The following is a 15719-nucleotide window of genomic DNA, read 5'->3' as shown; positions in this document are numbered from 1 at the left end:
TCGTCGGTGGAGTGCCGCGAACGGCCCGGCCTCGAAGTCTCCCCCATGAAAAAGCCCATCTCTCGATGGGCTTTTTCATGCACGGTACGGCTTCAGTTCTTGCGCCGCTTGAGCTGGTCGTGCAGCTGGGTCGGCAGGCCGCGGATGATCAGCATGTCGCGCTCCTCGTCGTACTCCACCTTGCTGCCCAGCAGGTGTGCCTCGAAGCTGATCGACAGCCCCTCGGCGCGGCCGGTGAAGCGGCGGAACTGGTTGAGGGTGCGCTTGTCCGCCGGGATCTCCGGCGACAGGCCGTAGTCCTTGTTGCGGATGTAGTCGTAGAAGGCGCGTGGCGCCTGGTCGTCCATCAGCTCGGAGAGCGCGTCCAGGGCCATCGGCTCGCCGATCTTCGCCTGGCTGGTGGCGTAGTCCACCAGCACGTCGGTCTTCTCGCGGGCCTGCTCTTCGGGCAGGTCTTCGCTTTCCACGAAGTCGCTGAAGGCTTTGAGCAGGGTGCGGGTCTCGCTCGGCCCGTCGACGCCCTCGGTGCAGCCGATGAAGTCGCGGAAGTAGTCCGAGACTTTCTTGCCGCCCTTGCCCTTGATGAAGGAGATGTACTGCTTGGAGGTCTTGTTGTTACGCCACTCGGAAATGTTGATCCGCGCCGCCATGTGCAGCTGGCCCAGGTCGAGGTGGCGCGACGGGGTGACTTCCAGCGACTCGGTCACCGCCACCCCTTCGCTGTGGTGCAGCAGGGCGATGGCCAGGTAGTCGGTCATGCCCTGCTGGTAGTGGCAGAACAGCACGTGGCCGCCGGTGGACAGATTCGACTCTTCCATCAGCGACTTCAGGTGCTCCACCGCCTGCTTGGAGAAGGCGACGAAATCCTTGCCGCCGTCCAGGTACTCGGTCAGCCAGCCGCTGAACGGATAGGCGCCGGATTCGCCCTGGAACAGGCCCCAGGCCTTGTTCGGCTTGGCGTTGTAGCTCTCGTTGAGGTCGGCCATCAGGTTCTCGATGGCCTGGGAGTCGCCCAGCTCGGCATCGCGCGCGTGCAGCGTCGCGGGGTTGCCGTCGGGCTTCTTGTCGATCAGGTGGACGATGGCGTGGCGAATCGGCATGGCGGACCTGGATGTTCAATGCCGGCCTCGCCGCATGTGGGGTAGCGGCGGGGCGGGCAGATGATTGGAAAACGCCAGAGTTTACCCGACCCGGAGCACCTGTGCTCTACGCCGATCAGTCCGCCACCGGCACCGTCCCCGCGTCGCGCTCGCGGCGGTTGCGGCGCAGCTGTCGCAGGCGGCGGATCACGTAGTTCAGGTGCAGGTGCAGCTCGTACAGCTCGTTGTAGTAGGACAACGGCACCTCGACCTTGGCCAGCTCGGCTTCCAGTTGCTCCAGGCGCTCGATCTCGGTGCTCAGTTCGGCGCTGCCGGCGCGTTCGTCCAGGCGCCGGTCGATCTCGCGCAGGTAGCGGTACCAGCGGTAGATGCGCGCGCGGATGCGCCAGCGGTACAGCGGGCCGATGGATTTCATCAGCGGGATCAGGATGGCGATGAAGGGGATCAGCAGAATGATGTAGCGGTCCGCCAGCGAGGCGATGCGGAACGGCAGGAAGCGCTGCAGCAGCGGCGGGCCGCTCTTGTAGTAGCGCTCGGCGTCGCTCTGCAGGGCCAGGGTGCGCGGCTCGGCGCTGGGGAAGGCGCCGGCCGGGTCGAGCAGGGTGCCTTTGCTCATCACCCGGCGCGCGGCCTCCAGGATCAGCGGGGTGAGCGCCGGGTGGAAGTTATCGTTGATCACCAGGGTCGCCACCGGCGACAGCGTGGCCATGTCCTGTTCCGGAACGTTCTGCGCCAGGTTCAGCAGGCCTTCGCTGACCTCCACCCGCTTGAGGAACGGAATCCGCGCCTCGTAGGCGTGGGCACGGCGGAAGCCGGCGAGCTTGAGCTCCGGGCTGGCCGCCAGGCGCTGGATCAGCGGGTTTTCCGCCGGGCCGACGAAGAAGGCCGCGTCCAGGGTGCCGGCCAGCAGCTCACTGGCCACCGTGTTGCCGCCTCGGGCCTGCCAGTTCGCCGGCAGCGGGTCGCTGGGGATGTCATTGGCCTTGAGGATGGCCTCGGTCACCGCCTCGGTGCCGCTGCCCGGCGTGCCGATGGCCAGCCGCAGCGGCAGCAGGTCGGCGATGCGGTCGATCTTCAGGTCGCGACGCTGGAACAGCCACAGGGGCTCCTGGAACATCGCCCCGAGCGTCTGCAAGCCGCCGCGCTGGGCGGGTTCCAGTTGCTGCTCCTGGCCGCTCTGCACCAGCCCGATGTTCACTCCGCTGCCTTCATCCAGCAGCTTCTCCAGGTTCTGTCGCGAGCCCGCGGTTTTCACCAGGTTCAGCTCGAAGCCCTGCTTGGCCAGCTCCTCCTTCAGGTGTTCGCCGAAAATCGCATAGCCGCCGCCCGGCGCGCCGGTGGCGAGGGTCGCGCTCATGGGTGGTGGCGGGGCGACGAAGTAGAACAGCGCGGCCACCAGCGCGGCCAGCACCGGCACCAGCCAGAGGTTGGCGCGGACGAGGATGGCGAGGTCCTTGAGCATGTTGACGAGGCGTTGCATGGAGAGTCCTTTTCGCGTCGAGCCGTCCTGAAAAGATAGCCAGCCTGCGCGGCGGTGGCCGGCGAATCCGCCATCACGGCGGTGGAAGCCGCTATCATCCCAGCCTTTGGATAACGGCTGCGGACGTCACGGTATGCGCATTCTCCACACCTCCGACTGGCACCTGGGCCAGCACTTCATGGGCAAGAGCCGCGAGGCCGAGCACCAGGCGTTCTGCGCCTGGCTGGTCGGGCAGGTGCGCGAGCAGGGCGTGGATGCGGTGATCATCGCCGGCGACGTGTTCGATACCGGCGCGCCGCCCAGTTATGCCCGCGAGCAGTACAACCGCTTCATCGTCGAGCTGCGCGATACCGGCGCACGCCTGGTGGTGCTGGGCGGCAACCATGATTCGGTGGCGATGCTGGAGGAGTCCCGCGAGTTGCTGGCGCGCCTGGATACCCAGGTGATCGCTGCGGTCGGCACCGACCTCGAGTCGCAGGTGCTGGTGCTGCCGCAGCGTGACGGCGAACCCGGCGCGATCCTCTGCGCGATCCCCTTCATCCGCCCCCGCGACGTGCTCACCAGCCAGGCTGGGCAGAGTGCGCAGGACAAACAGCTGGCGCTGCAACAGGCGATCCAGTCGCACTACCGGCAGCTGTTCGAACGCGCCCAGGCGCAGCGCGAAGCCCTCGGCCGCCACTTGCCGATACTCGCCACCGGCCACCTCACCACGGTGGGCGCCAGCGCCAGCGAGTCGGTGCGGGAGATCTACGTCGGCACGCTGGAAGCCTTCCCCACCAGTGCCTTTCCGCCGGCGGACTACATCGCCCTGGGGCACATCCATCGGCCACAGAAGGTCGGTGGGCTGGAACACATCCGCTATTGCGGATCGCCTATCGCGCTGAGTTTCGACGAGGCCACCCAGGGCAAGGAGGTGCTGCTGGTGGACCTGGACGACAGCGGCCTGCGCAGCGTCAGTGCCTTGCCGGTGCCCTGCTTCCAGCCGTTGAAGTCGGTATCCGGCAGCCTTGCCAGCCTGCCCGCCGAACTGGCCCGCGTGGCTCGGGAGGGCAGCGTGGAACAGCCGGTATGGCTGGAGGTACTGGTGCACACCGACGACTACCTCACCGATATCCAGGTGCGAGTCGAGAAGCTGTGCGAAGACCTGCCGGTGGTCGTCCTGCGGACCCGCCGCGAGCGCGGTAATGCGCAGGCAACCCTGTTCAGCGAGGCGAAGGAAACCCTCGATGAGTTAAGCCCCGAGGATGTGTTCCGCCAGCGCCTGGACAGCGAGGAGCTGGACGCGCCGTTGCGCGATCGCCTGAGCGGGTTGTACCGGCAGGTGGTCAGCGAGTTGCAAGATCAGGAGCAGCAGCCATGAGAATCCTCAGCCTGCGCCTGAAGAACCTCAACTCGCTCAAGGGCGAGTGGAAGATCGATTTCACCGCCGAGCCCTTCGCCGGCAACGGCCTGTTCGCCATCACCGGCCCCACCGGCGCCGGCAAGACCACGCTGCTCGATGCCATCTGTCTTGCGCTCTATCACCGTACGCCGCGCATGAGCGTGCTGTCGCAGAGCGGCAACGAGCTGATGACCCGGCACACCGCCGATTGCCTCGCGGAAGTGGAGTTCGAGGTGAAAGGACAGCCCTACCGCGCCTTCTGGAGCCAGCGCCGCGCCCGCGACAAGGCCGAGGGCGCGCTGCAGGCCCCGAAGGTGGAGCTGGTGCGCATCGACCGCGCCAGCGGCGAAGGGGAAATCCTCACCGACAAGATCAACGACAAGCTCAAGCAGACCGAAATCCTCACCGGCCTCGACTTCGAGCGCTTCACCAAGTCCATGCTGCTGGCTCAGGGCGGTTTCGCCGCCTTCCTCGAAGCCAACGCCAACCAGCGCGCCGAGTTGCTGGAGGAACTGACCGGCACGGAAATCTACGGGCTGATCTCGCAGCGCGTCTTCGAACGGACCCGCGACGTGCGTGGCGCGCTCGACCAGCTGCGCGCCCGCGCCGAGGGCGTCGAGTTGCTCAGCAGCGAGCAGCGGGAAGCCCTCGAACAACAGAACCACCAGGCGCTGCTGAAGGAAGCCTCGCTGCAGGGCCGCCAGGTGGCGTTGCAGGCGCAGCATCGCTGGCGCGAGGACCTCGGCCGCGCCGAGCAGCAGATGCAGCAGGCCAGCGAGAAGGAGGCCGGCGCCCGCCAGTCGCTCGACGCGGCGCAGCCGGACCTGCAACGCCTGGCCGCCAGCGAGCCCGCCGCGCGTTTGCAGCCGCTGCACCAGGCCTGGCGCGCCAATCATGACAGTCTGGCGCAGGACCGCGCCGCGCTGGAGGACAATCGCGCCGAACAGGCTGCCGGCCGCGAGCGGATCGCCGAGGCACTGTGGAGCGCCAGCCAGTTCGCCCGACAGGTCAGCGATGCTCGTGGCGCGGAACTGAACGCTGTGGCTGAGCAGCGTACGGCGCTGGAAGCTCGTCTTGCCCAGCAACCGCAACGGGCCCGGCTGGGAGAATTGCTCGGGGGCTGGCGCGCGCAGTTCGCCCAACGTGCTCGTCTGGTGTCGGCCTGTGCCGATAGCCAGCGTCAGTTCGATCTCGCGGAGCAGGCGTTCCGCGACGCCGGCACCCGTCGAGAGGTGCTGCAAGGCGCCGTCAGTCATGCCGAGCAGAAGCTGGGCGAGGCTCGCCAGAACGAGTCCACCGCCCGGCAGCAACTGGATGCGTTGCTGGCCGGTGCGACCGAGGCGCAACTGCGCGAACGTGCGCAGCAGTCGCAGGCGCTTGGCCGTGGATTCGACCGCCTGGAGCAGATCGCCCAGGCACGGGCCCAGGCCGCCGCGCAGCTCGCCCGCTGGCAACCGGAACTGCTCGCGCTGCGCCAACGCAAGGGCGAGCGCGACGGCGCCATCGTTACCCTGCGCGAGCGCTACAAGGCGATGCAGCAGCAGGTTGCCGACCGGGAAAAGCTCCTGCAGCAGGAGCAGCGCATCCACCAGCTCGAACACTGGCGCGCGCAATTGCAGCCGGGCGAAGCCTGCCCGCTCTGCGGCTCCCAGCAGCACCCGGCGGTGGACGCCTACCAGGCACTGGATGTGTCGGCGACCCAGACCGCGCTGGAAGAGAGCAAGCGGGCGCTGGCTGAACTGGAGAGCCAGGGCATTGCCCTGCGTGGCGAGCTGGCCGAGCTGGAGGCGCAGATACAGCAAGGGCAACGTCAGCTCGACGAAGCCGACGCGGCGCTCCGGCAACAGCACGAAGCCTGGCAACAGCAGTGCGCTACCCAGGGATTGCAGCTGGAGGATGAGCAGGCGCTGGCGAGCGAGCGCCAGCGTCACGAAACGGCGCTGGCTGATCTGCAACAGCAGTTGACGGCGCTGGAAGAGCACAAGGCTCGCCTGCAGGAGAGCGTACAGGCGCGCGTCGATGCCGAGCGGGCGCACAGCGAGGCGGCGCAGCAGCTGGCGCTCTTCGAGGGCGAGCAGCAGTTCGCCCGGCAGCGCCAGGAGGAGCGCACGCAACAGATCGCCGGCCTGCGTGCCGAGTTGCAACAGCAGGAAGACGCCTTGGCTGTCGCGCTGGCGGAGCTGGGTTACGGTCTGCCGGACGACGGCGAGCAGTGGCTAGTCGAACGAAGCGAGGAATGGCAAGACTGGCAACGGGACCAGCAGTTGGCTCAGCAACTGGCCGCCGCCGAGCGTGATGTGGCGCAGGCCGCTACCTCGGCGCGGCAGGTCTCGCAGCAGTGGCAGCAGCGCTGGCAGGATTCGGCGTTCGAATCACGGCCAGAATTGCCGAAGGTGGATGATCCGCAGCAGGCACTGGCCGAATCCGAAGCCCTCCTGAGTGCCAGCCAGCGCCAGGCCGATGCGCTGCAAGGTCGCGAACAGACGCTGCTGGAGCGCCTGGAGCAGGATCAGGTTCGTCTGACCCAGAGCCAGGCGGCTTGGCTGCACGCCCTGGAGCAGAGTCCGTTCGCCGACGAGTCCGCGTATCTCGCGGCGCTGCTGGACGATGTCCAGCGCGCCGAGCTCAGCGCCCTCAAGCAGAAACTGGAAATGGCCATTACCGAGGCCGTTGCCTTGCGCGCGGCGGCGTTGCGGGACGTCGAGCGCCTGAAGGCCGAGCCGCATGGCGATCTGTCGCTGGACGAGCTGAACCAGCAACTGCTCACCCTCAACGCCGAGCTGCGCGAACTGGGTCAGCGCCAGGGCGAAATCCGCGCACAGTTGCAGGGCGACGATGCGCGACGCGCCAGCCAGCAAAGCCTGTTCGAGGAGATTCGCCGGCAGGAGGAAGAGCACGATCTCTGGCAGCGTCTGAACAGCCTGATCGGTTCGGCCGACGGTGCGCGTTACCGGCGCTTCGCCCAGGGCCTGACCCTCGACCACCTGGTGCACCTCGCCAACCGCCAGCTGCAACGTCTGCACGGCCGCTATCAGTTGGCGCGGCGTAGTGACGGCGAGCTGGAGCTGGAGGTGATCGACACCTGGCAGGGCGACACCGCGCGCGACTGCAAGACGCTGTCCGGCGGCGAGAGCTTCCTGGTCAGCCTGGCGCTGGCGTTGGCCCTGTCCGACCTGGTCAGCCACAAGACCAGCATCGACTCGCTGTTCCTCGACGAAGGCTTCGGCACCCTCGACGGCGAGACGCTGGAAGTGGCGCTGGATGCCCTCGACAGCCTCAACGCAACGGGCAAGACCATTGGCGTGATCAGCCACGTCGAAGCGCTCAAGGAACGCATCCCGGTGCAGCTCAAGGTGCACAAGGGCGTCGGCATGGGCTACAGCCAGCTCGACGCGTGTTTCCGCTTCACGCCGGAGAAAGGTTGAGGAGGTGGTTGCACGATTGATCTGCATTCATGGGGAACGCATCGCTGCCGGCGGCTGTCGACTTGCAAACAACGCTGAGCGAGATAGGCTCAAAACCGCGTAAGTCAGCCACGCCCCGAATGGGAAGGCATCCACAGGTATCGTGATCTTTCGTAGAGGTGATTTGTGATGAAGAAATCCGCATCGGCTCCGAAGAAACCTGCGGCGGCAAAACCCGCCGCTACGAAGCCGGCAGCGAAAGCGGCCGCCAAACCTGCAGCCAAGCCGGCCACCAAGGCCGCCGCCAGCAAGCCTGCTGCCAGCAAACCCGCCGCCAAGCCGGCCGCCGCCAAGCCCGCGGTGCGCCGCGCACCGGCCCTGGCCACGCCTTCGGACCTGAGCAAGAACGCCACCCGCGATCTTTCCGCCGCGCTCAACCGTCTGCTCGCCGACGTCTTCGCCCTCTATCTGAAGACCAAGAACTTCCACTGGCACGTCAGCGGTCCGCACTTCCGCGACTACCACCTGCTGCTGGACGACCATGCCACCGAGATCTTCGCGATGACCGACGCCATCGCCGAGCGCACCCGCAAGATCGGTGGCAACACCATCCGCTCCATCGGCCACATCGCCCGCGACAAGCGCATTCTCGACAACGATGCGGAGTTCGTGCAGCCGCTGGACATGCTGGCCGAGCTGCAGGGGGACAACAAGGCGCTGACCTCCTACATGCGTGAAGTGCATGACCTGTGCGACGAGTACCATGACATCGCCACGGCCAGCCTGATCGAGAACTGGATCGACGAAACCGAGCAGCGCACCTGGTTCCTCTTCGAGACCAGCCGCCGCGGTGATGGCACCGGCCACTGATTCTCCGGCGCATGAAAAAAGCCGTTTCTCCCGAGGGAGAAACGGCTTTTTTATTGGCGGCGTGAGCTTACTCGCCCGGCTTCTTCAGCTTCGGGTTGGGGAAGAACTGCACGCTCTGCACCTTCGGGTCGGCGGGCTTCTTCAGGCCGCTGACGTTGACCCGCGTGGTCAGCTCCTTCGGCACCGACTGGCCCTGGGCGTTGAGGGTGTCGGCATAGCCGCAGGCCACGCATTCGCGGTGCGGCACGCCGTCTTCGTCCCACATGACGATCTTGTCCTGCTCGCTGCACGCCGGGCAGACCGCCCCGGCGATGAAGCGCTTCTTCACTTCGGCCATCACGCAGCCTCCTCGGAAAGGCCGGAGTGGCGCAGCAGGGCGTCGATGGACGGCTCGCGGCCACGGAAGGCGACGAACAGCTCCATCGGCTCCTGGGAGCCACCCTTGGCCAGGATCGCGTCGCGGAACGCCGCGCCGGTCGCCGGGTTGAGCACGCCTTCTTCCTCGAAGCGGGAGAAGGCGTCGGCGGACAGTACTTCGGCCCACTTGTAGCTGTAGTAACCAGCCGCGTAACCGCCGGCGAAGATGTGCGCGAAGCTGTTGGCGAAGCGGTTGTAGGCCGGCGGGCGCATCACCGCGACTTCGTTGCGCACGGTTTCCAGCACGTCGAGCACGCTGCGGCCGTCGCCGTGGGTGGCGTGCAGTTCGAAGTCGAACAGGGAGAACTCCAGCTGGCGGACCATCATCAGGCCGGACTGGAAGTTCTTCGCGGCCAGCATCTTCTCCAGCAGGTCCTGGGGCAGCGCGGCACCAGTCTCATAGTGGCCGGAGATCAGCGCCAAGCCCTCGGGCTCCCAGCACCAGTTCTCCATGAACTGGCTCGGCAGCTCCACCGCGTCCCAGGCCACGCCGTTGATGCCCGAGGCACCGGCGTGTTCAACGCGGGTCAGCAGGTGGTGCAGGCCGTGGCCGAACTCGTGGAACAGGGTGGTGACTTCATCGTGGGTCAGCAGCGCCGGCTTGCCATTCACCGCCGGGGTGAAGTTGCACACCAGGTAGGCCACCGGCGATTGCAGCTCGCCGCCGGCGGTGCGGCGACGGTCGCGGGCGCCGTCCATCCAGGCGCCGCCACGCTTGTTGGCGCGGGCGTAGAGGTCGAAGTAGAAGCGGCCGACGTGCTGGCCGTTTTCCTCGATCTCGAACAGGCGCACGTCCGGGTGCCAGCGCTCGAAGTCGTTCAGCTCGCGGATCTGGATGCCATAGAGCTTCTGCACGATGGCGAACAGGCCGGAGAGCACCTTGTCGATCGGGAAGTAGGCGCGCAGGGCTTCCTGGGACACGCTGTAGCGCGCTTCACGCAGTTTCTCGCCGAAGTAGCTGGCGTCCCAGCTTTGCAGGTTCGGGCAGCCCTGTTCGGCGGCGTAGGCCTTGAGCTGCGCAAGATCCTGGGCGGCAAAGGGCTTGCTGCGCACGGCCAGGTCGCGGAGGAAGTGCAGGACCTGCTCGGGCGTCTCGGCCATCTTGGTGGCCAGGGACAGCTCGGCGAAGTTCGCAAAGCCCAGCAGGCGCGACAGCTCCTGGCGCAGGTCGAGGATTTCCTGCATCACCGGGCCGTTGTCGTTCTGCCCGGCATTCGGGCCCTGATCGGAGGCACGGGTGCAGTAGGCGGCGTAGACCTCTTCACGCAGGGCGCGGTCTTCGGCATAGGTCATCACCGCAAAGTAGCTGGGGAACTCCAGGCTGATCAGCCAGCCGTCCAGCTCCTTGGCCTGGGCGGCGGCCTGCATCTGCGCCTTGGCCGAGTCGGTCAGGCCGGCGAGGGCCGCTTCGTCGGTGATGTGCTTGGTCCAGGCCTGGGTGGCATCCAGCAGCTGGTTGGAGAAGCGGCTGCCCAACTCGGACAGGCGCGTCTGGATTTCGGCGTAGCGCTGCTGCTGGTCGGCCGGCAGGTCGATACCCGACAGGCGGAAGTCGCGCAGGGCGTGTTCGAGGATGGTCTTCTGGGCGACGTCGAAGTCCTTGGACTCGGCGCCGGCGGCCAGCGCCTCGTAGGCCTTGAACAGCTCGCGGTTCTGGCCCAGCTCGGTCCAGTAGGCGGACAGCAGCGGCAGGCAGCCTTCGTAGGCCTCGCGCAGTTCGGCACTGTTGCACACCGCGTTGAGGTGGCTGACCGGGCTCCAGGCCTTGCCCAGGCGGTCATGCAGTTCGTCCATGGCCAGCACCAGGCCGGCCCAGGTCGGGGTGCCGTTCTGCTCGGCGAGAATGCGCGCGATGGCCGCGCGGTTGTCGGCGAGGATCTGCTCGATGGCCGGCTTCACGTGCTCCGGACGGATGGACGAGAAGGGCGGCAGGTCGTAGCTCTGCAGAAGGGGATTCGCGCTCACGGTGGCACCTTGGTTGAAGAAACACTCGGCCATCTTAAATACAATCGGGCCCTTACGCAGCTTGAGGAAGCTTATCGTGACGATTAGAACCTATCAGGGCAAAACGCCAGCGCTGGGCGAGCGTGTGTTCGTCGACGCCAGCGCCGTGGTCATCGGCGACGTGGAGATCGGCGCGGACAGCTCGGTGTGGCCGCTGGTCACCATCCGCGGCGACATGCACCGCATCCGCATCGGCGCGCGCACCAGCGTGCAGGATGGCAGCGTGCTGCACATCACCCACGCCGGGCCCTTCAATCCGGACGGCTTCCCGCTGACCATCGGTGACGAAGTGACAGTCGGCCACAAGGTGCTGCTGCACGGCTGCACCATCGGCAGCCGCATCCTGGTGGGCATGGGCTCCATCGTGATGGACGGCGCGGTGATCGAGGACGAGGTGATCCTCGGCGCCGGCAGCCTGGTACCGCCGGGCAAGGTGCTGGAAAGCGGTTACCTCTACGTGGGCAGCCCGGTGAAGAAAGCCCGTCCGCTGACCGACAAGGAGCGCGCCTTCTTCAGCTACAGCGCCGGAAACTATGTGAAGCTCAAGGACCAGCATATCGCCGAGGGCTATGCCGGCTGAGCGCCCGGCCAGCCCATGACATCCACGCCCCGTCAGAGGAGAGCCCGCCATGCTGTTACGCGCCCAGACGTCCACCCTGTTGATCATCGATATCCAGGAACGCCTGTTCCCGGCCATTCATGAAGCCGAGTCGTTGCTCGAACATACAGCCTGGCTGCTGGCGGTCGCGCAGCGCCTGGGCGTACCGGTGCTGGCCACCGAGCAGTATCCGAAGGGCCTGGGGCCGACCCTGCCCGCACTGCGCGATGCGCTGCCGGCCGAGGCGCTGCTGGAGAAGATCGCCTTCTCCGCCGTGACCGATCCCGGCCTGTTGCAGATGCCCGGCGGGGAGCGCCGGCAGTTCGTGGTCTGCGGCACCGAGGCGCATGTCTGCGTGCTGCAGACGGTGCTGGGCCTGCTGGCCGAGGACCGCGAGGTATTCGTGGTGGACGAGGCGATCGGCTCGCGCCGCCCGCGGGACAAAGCGCTGGCGCTGGAGCGCATGCGTCAGGCCGGGGCGATGATCGTCTCGCGGGAGATGGTCGCTTTCGAGTGGCTGGAGCGCGCCGGCACGGAAGTGTTCCGGGAGATCAGCAAGCAGTTCATCCGCTGAGCGTCATTGCCACTGTGCGCGCCATGTCGCGCGCTGCTCGGGTTCGAGGAAGGTCCAGGCGACGAAGCGGCTCTGCTTCTGGCCCTGGGCCATGTCCACGGTGCGGATGCTGATGGCGCCGGCCTTCTTCAGTGCCCGGCGGAAATCGTCGAGATTGCCGGCCTTGGACACCAGCGAACTGAACCACAGCACCTGCTTGCCGACTCCCGCGCTTTCCGCCGCCAGCTTGCGCAGGAAGGCGATCTCACCGCCTTCGCACCACAGCTCGTTGCTCTGCCCGCCAAAGTTCAGCTTCGGTAGCTGGCGCGACGGGTCGAGCTTGCCGAGGTTCTTCCATTTGCGCCGGCTGCCGCTGCTGGCTTCCTCGGGCGATGCGTGGAAGGGTGGGTTGCAGAGGGTCGCGTCGAAGCGTTCATCGGCACCCAGCAGGCCACGGAAGATGTGCTTGGGGTCGTGCTGCTGGCGCAGTTCGATGGCTTCGTTGAGGCCGGGGTTGCCGTTCAGGATGGCGTGGGCCGAGGCGAGGGCGGCGGGCTCGATGTCCGAGCCGAGGAAGCGCCAGCCGTAGTCGCGGTGGCCGATCAGCGGGTAGATGCAGTTGGCGCCGACGCCGATGTCCAGCACGCGCACCTCCGGCCCACGTGGAACCCGGCCGGCGTTCTCCTCGCCGAGCAGGTCGGCCAGGTAGTGCACGTAGTCGGCGCGGCCCGGAATCGGTGGGCAGAGGAAGCCGGCCGGGATGTCCCACTGCGCGATGCCGTACTGCGCCTTGAGCAGCGCGCGGTTGAACACGCGCACGGCCTCGGGATTGGCGAAGTCGATGCTCGGCTTGCCGTAGGGATTGGTGATGACGAAGCGGCCCAGCGCTGGACAGCCCTCGATCAGCGCCGGGAAGTCGTAATGCCCCTTGTGCCGGTTGCGCGGGTGCAGCAGGTTCGGCCGCTTGGCGGCGGGGTCGCGCAGGCCCTGAGCGGGCGTGGCGGGGCGTTTCGGTGGTTTCGGCGATTTCGACATGAGGGCGCGCTGGGCAGGTAAGCGGTGGGGGATTTTCCCACAGATGGGCGCCTCAGCCGAGCAGCGCGTTGCCCAGGTGGTCGAACAGCAGACAGCACAGCAGAAGCGGAATGGGCAGGCCGAGCAGGGTGCCGAGCATGTAGGACGAAAAGCCCACGCCGGACAAGGCGAGGCTGTAGTTCAGCGTGGGGGCGGTGATGAACGCCAGGCGCAGGAGAAACACGCTGCCGGCCGGGCGCTGGTCGAGGTGACTGAATACCGCGCGGGTGAACCGGTTGTTCAGCAGGCGCAGCCCGTCGCCGCCCACCGCGCGTATCACCAGAAAGGTAGAGCCGCAGGAGAACACCGCCGCGCCGTAGGTGATCAGTCCGCCCCACAGCTTGCCCAGCGCCAGCACGGCGGCGGCGAGGAACAGCAGGCCGGGGATGTGCAGCAGGTTGCCCAGGGCGAACAGCCCGACAAACAGCAGGAGGCCGCGCACGCGGTTGTCCTGCAGCTCGCTGCGCAGGTAGTCGAGGCTGAAATCCTCGTGCAGGCCGCTGGCGCGGTAGAGCGCGAACAGCACCAGGGCGAAGGCGAGCAGCAGGATCAGTCGGCGAAAACGCCAGACGACGGGCGGGACGGCAAGCATGTGGGTGGGCTCAGGGGTACTGCAGCACGCCCTTGATCTGCGCCAGGTGCTGGGCGATCCAGCGCGGATCGATGGCGCCCCAGTTGCGGATGCGGTAGTGCCCGGCGTTGTTGCGCTCGCCGTCGTGCTGCTCGAAGGTGCAGTCGATGTCCAGGTCGGCCAGCGCGGCCAGGGTGTCCTGGGCGGTGCGCCGGGGCATGCCGGTGGCCTCCATCAGCGCGGGAACGCTGGTGGCCGTGCCGCTGTCGATCAGCCAGGCGACATAGAGGCGGCGGTAGAAACTGCTTTTCGTCTTGCTTACTTCCATCGAGACGTTTCCTTGTTGGCCTTGTGGGTCCACTACAGCGGCAGCAGCCAGGGTACCAGCAGAACGCTGACGATCATCACCAGAATCGTGAAGGGTACGCCAACCTTGACGAAATCTCCGAAGCGGTAGCGTCCGGGGCCGAGCACCAGGGTGTTTACCGGCGAGGAGATCGGCGTCATGAAGGCGGCCGAGGCGGCCAGCGCGACGATCATCGCGAAGGCCTGGGGCGAAGCGCCGAGGGCTTTGGCGGTGGCGATGGCGACGGGCGCCATGAGCACTGCGGTGGCGGTGTTGGAGATGAACAGGCCGATCAACGCGGTGAGCACGAACAGGCTGGCGAGGATCGCGTAGGGCCCTGCGCCGCCGAGGGCGCCGACCAGGCCGTTGACCGCCAGGGTGATGCCGCCGGTCTTCTGCAGGGCGAGGGCGAAGGGCAGCATGCCGACGATCAGCAGCAGGCTCTGCCAGTGGATGGCGCGGTAGGCGCTGTCCATGTCGATGCAGCGGAAGGCGCCCATCAGCAGGCAGGCGATCAGCGCGGCCATGACGTTGGGCACCAGGCCGCTGACCATCAGGATCACCATTATCGCCAGGCTGAACAGCGCATGGGGCGCCTGGCTGGCGGCGGGGGCGGCCTCGTCCACCTCGGCCGGCAGGCTGAGCACCAGGAAGTCGCGCCCGCGCGCCTGCAACTGGCGGATGTCCTTCCAGGCGCCGATCACCAGCAGGGTGTCGCCGACTTTCAGCTTGGCTTCCAGCAGGCCTTCCACCAGCGCCTCGCGGTTGCGCCGCAGGCCTACCACGTTGAGCCCATACTGGCTGCGGAAGCCCAGCTCCAGCACGCTCTTGCCCTGCAGGGCGGACTCCGGCGGCAGGGTCACTTCGGCCATGCCCACTTCGTGGGCGCGTTCGGTGAAGTAGTCGCCCTGCAGGCTCAGCGGCTCCAGGCCGTATTCGTGGTACAGGCCCAGCAGGTCGCCGCGCTCGCCGTAGATGTCCACCAGCAGCACGTCGCCGGCCTGCAGGACGATGCTGGCGCTGGGGCCGAGAATCTTCAGGCGGAAGTGCACCATGCGTTCGATGGCGACCACGTTGGTGCCGGCGCGGGCGCGCAGCTCCACGTCGCCCAGGCTCGCGCCCACCAGCTGCGAGTCGGCGCGGATGCGCAGGCGGCGTTCGCGGCCGGCCAGCTGGTAATCGCGGATCAGGTCGCCCAGGGTGCGGCGCTTGAGGCTTTGCTTGTCGTCGCCATCGTCGTCGCCCAGCCAGCGCCGTGCCACCAGCATGTAGCCGATGCCCAGGGCGAGAATGACCAGGCCGAAGGGGGTGAAGCTGAAGAAGCCGAACCCGGCCGAGCCTTCGCGCACCAGCTCGCTGTGCACCACCACGTTGGGCGCGGTGGCGACCAGGGTGAGCATGCCGCTGATCAGCCCGGCGAAGCTCAGCGGCATCATCAGCCGGCGCGGCGAAACATGCAGACGCGCAGCGATGCTCAGCACCACGGGAATGAAAATGGCGACCACGCCGGTGGAACTCATCACCGAACCCAGTCCGGCCACGGCCAGCATCAGCAGCACCAGCAGGCGCGTCTCGCTGGCGCCAGCGCGGCGCGTCAGCCATTCGCCGATGCGGTAGGCCACGCCGGTACGCACCAGGCCTTCGCCGATGACAAAGAGTGCGGCGATGAGGATGACGTTGGGATCGGCGAATCCGGCCAGCGACTCCTGCACGCTGAGGATGCCGGAGAGGGGCAGGGCGACCATCACCAGCAGGGCGACCACGTCCATCCGTGGCCGGTTGATGACGAACAGCCCGACAGCGGTGGCGAGCAGGGCGAGGACCCAGATCAGTGGCAGACTCATGCGCTTCCCTAGCGAGTATTCGGCGCCATTGTGCCCGCCGAGGCGGGCGCAATGTCTTGATCCGGTGCAGCTTAGCG

Annotated in this window: 13 protein-coding genes; 5 read left to right on the top strand and 8 right to left on the bottom strand. The window is 67.1% G+C overall.

Annotated elements, in window-relative coordinates; all coding sequences use genetic code 11:
* Nucleotides 1-92 precede the first annotated feature (92 nt).
* Together yejK and O6P39_RS21265 are read right to left on the bottom strand one after the other, a co-directional pair.
* Complete coding sequence (yejK, locus tag O6P39_RS21270) at nt 93-1100, bottom strand: nucleoid-associated protein YejK (protein ID WP_275608399.1); 1008 nt, start codon at nt 1098-1100, stop codon at nt 93-95.
* Between the two features lie 115 nt (nt 1101-1215).
* A complete protein-coding gene (locus tag O6P39_RS21265; protein ID WP_275608398.1) occupies nt 1216-2580 on the bottom strand; it encodes a TAXI family TRAP transporter solute-binding subunit in 1365 nt (454 codons plus the stop codon).
* A gap of 133 nt (nt 2581-2713) precedes the next feature.
* Between O6P39_RS21265 and sbcD the strand changes: the two genes are divergently transcribed.
* From sbcD to O6P39_RS21250, 3 genes are all read left to right on the top strand, one after another.
* On the top strand, nt 2714-3940 hold the full coding sequence (gene sbcD, locus O6P39_RS21260) for an exonuclease subunit SbcD (protein WP_275608397.1): 1227 nt from the start codon (nt 2714-2716) through the stop codon (nt 3938-3940).
* Nucleotides 3937-7386, top strand: a complete 3450-nt coding sequence (locus O6P39_RS21255) for an AAA family ATPase (RefSeq protein WP_275608396.1) — start codon at nt 3937-3939, stop codon at nt 7384-7386. Before sbcD ends, O6P39_RS21255 begins: the two co-directional genes overlap by 4 nt.
* Nucleotides 7387-7725: 339 nt before the next feature.
* Nucleotides 7726-8235 (top strand): DNA starvation/stationary phase protection protein, encoded by a 510-nt coding sequence (locus O6P39_RS21250; protein ID WP_275611999.1) that lies wholly within the window; start codon nt 7726-7728, stop codon nt 8233-8235.
* A gap of 67 nt (nt 8236-8302) precedes the next feature.
* Here O6P39_RS21250 and O6P39_RS21245 read toward each other — a convergent pair whose 3' ends face one another.
* Both O6P39_RS21245 and prlC read right to left on the bottom strand, forming a co-directional pair.
* Nucleotides 8303-8572: a YheV family putative zinc ribbon protein gene (locus O6P39_RS21245; protein WP_275608395.1), complete on the bottom strand. Its 270-nt coding sequence runs from the start codon at nt 8570-8572 to the stop codon at nt 8303-8305.
* Nucleotides 8572-10617, bottom strand: coding sequence for an oligopeptidase A (gene prlC, locus O6P39_RS21240; RefSeq protein WP_275608394.1), 2046 nt, complete (start codon nt 10615-10617; stop codon nt 8572-8574). The genes O6P39_RS21245 and prlC overlap by 1 nt, the downstream gene beginning before the upstream one ends.
* Before the next feature lie 76 nt (nt 10618-10693).
* Between prlC and O6P39_RS21235 the strand changes: the two genes are divergently transcribed.
* Entirely contained in the window at nt 10694-11236 is a 543-nt protein-coding gene (locus O6P39_RS21235; RefSeq protein ID WP_275608393.1) for a gamma carbonic anhydrase family protein, read from the top strand.
* A gap of 49 nt (nt 11237-11285) precedes the next feature.
* Nucleotides 11286-11828 (top strand): hydrolase, encoded by a 543-nt coding sequence (locus O6P39_RS21230; RefSeq protein ID WP_275608392.1) that lies wholly within the window; start codon nt 11286-11288, stop codon nt 11826-11828.
* A gap of 3 nt (nt 11829-11831) precedes the next feature.
* Here O6P39_RS21230 and rlmF read toward each other — a convergent pair whose 3' ends face one another.
* The 4 genes from rlmF to O6P39_RS21210 are packed head-to-tail and all read right to left on the bottom strand — an operon-like array spanning nt 11832 to nt 15642.
* Entirely contained in the window at nt 11832-12842 is a 1011-nt protein-coding gene (gene rlmF / locus O6P39_RS21225) for a 23S rRNA (adenine(1618)-N(6))-methyltransferase RlmF (protein WP_275608391.1), read from the bottom strand.
* A gap of 52 nt (nt 12843-12894) precedes the next feature.
* Nucleotides 12895-13473 carry a VTT domain-containing protein gene (locus tag O6P39_RS21220; protein ID WP_275608390.1) on the bottom strand — a complete coding sequence of 193 codons (579 nt, stop codon included), beginning with the start codon at nt 13471-13473 and terminating at the stop codon, nt 12895-12897.
* Nucleotides 13474-13483: 10 nt separating this feature from the next.
* Nucleotides 13484-13780 carry a winged helix-turn-helix domain-containing protein gene (locus O6P39_RS21215; RefSeq protein WP_275608389.1) on the bottom strand — a complete coding sequence of 99 codons (297 nt, stop codon included), beginning with the start codon at nt 13778-13780 and terminating at the stop codon, nt 13484-13486.
* A gap of 32 nt (nt 13781-13812) precedes the next feature.
* Complete coding sequence (locus tag O6P39_RS21210; protein WP_275608388.1) at nt 13813-15642, bottom strand: SLC13 family permease; 1830 nt, start codon at nt 15640-15642, stop codon at nt 13813-13815.
* Nucleotides 15643-15719 lie beyond the last annotated feature (77 nt).

Source organism: Pseudomonas sp. PSE14 (assembly GCF_029203285.1).
Lineage (GTDB): Bacteria > Pseudomonadota > Gammaproteobacteria > Pseudomonadales > Pseudomonadaceae > Pseudomonas.
Note: the sequence above shows the minus strand (reverse complement) of the source record. Positions and strands in the feature narration are given on the sequence as shown.

Excerpts from the sequence above, each read along its gene's own strand:
- yejK (WP_275608399.1), bottom strand. The coding sequence starts at position 1,100 with ATGCCGATTCGCCACGCCATCGTCCACCTGATCGACAAGAAGCCCGAC.
- O6P39_RS21210 (WP_275608388.1), bottom strand. The coding sequence starts at position 15,642 with ATGAGTCTGCCACTGATCTGGGTCCTCGCCCTGCTCGCCACCGCTGTC.
- sbcD (WP_275608397.1), top strand. The coding sequence starts at position 2,714 with ATGCGCATTCTCCACACCTCCGACTGGCACCTGGGCCAGCACTTCATG.
- O6P39_RS21245 (WP_275608395.1), bottom strand. The coding sequence starts at position 8,572 with ATGGCCGAAGTGAAGAAGCGCTTCATCGCCGGGGCGGTCTGCCCGGCG.
- O6P39_RS21220 (WP_275608390.1), bottom strand. The coding sequence starts at position 13,473 with ATGCTTGCCGTCCCGCCCGTCGTCTGGCGTTTTCGCCGACTGATCCTG.
- O6P39_RS21215 (WP_275608389.1), bottom strand. The coding sequence starts at position 13,780 with ATGGAAGTAAGCAAGACGAAAAGCAGTTTCTACCGCCGCCTCTATGTC.
- O6P39_RS21255 (WP_275608396.1), top strand. The coding sequence starts at position 3,937 with ATGAGAATCCTCAGCCTGCGCCTGAAGAACCTCAACTCGCTCAAGGGC.
- rlmF (WP_275608391.1), bottom strand. The coding sequence starts at position 12,842 with ATGTCGAAATCGCCGAAACCACCGAAACGCCCCGCCACGCCCGCTCAG.
- O6P39_RS21230 (WP_275608392.1), top strand. The coding sequence starts at position 11,286 with ATGCTGTTACGCGCCCAGACGTCCACCCTGTTGATCATCGATATCCAG.
- O6P39_RS21265 (WP_275608398.1), bottom strand. The coding sequence starts at position 2,580 with ATGCAACGCCTCGTCAACATGCTCAAGGACCTCGCCATCCTCGTCCGC.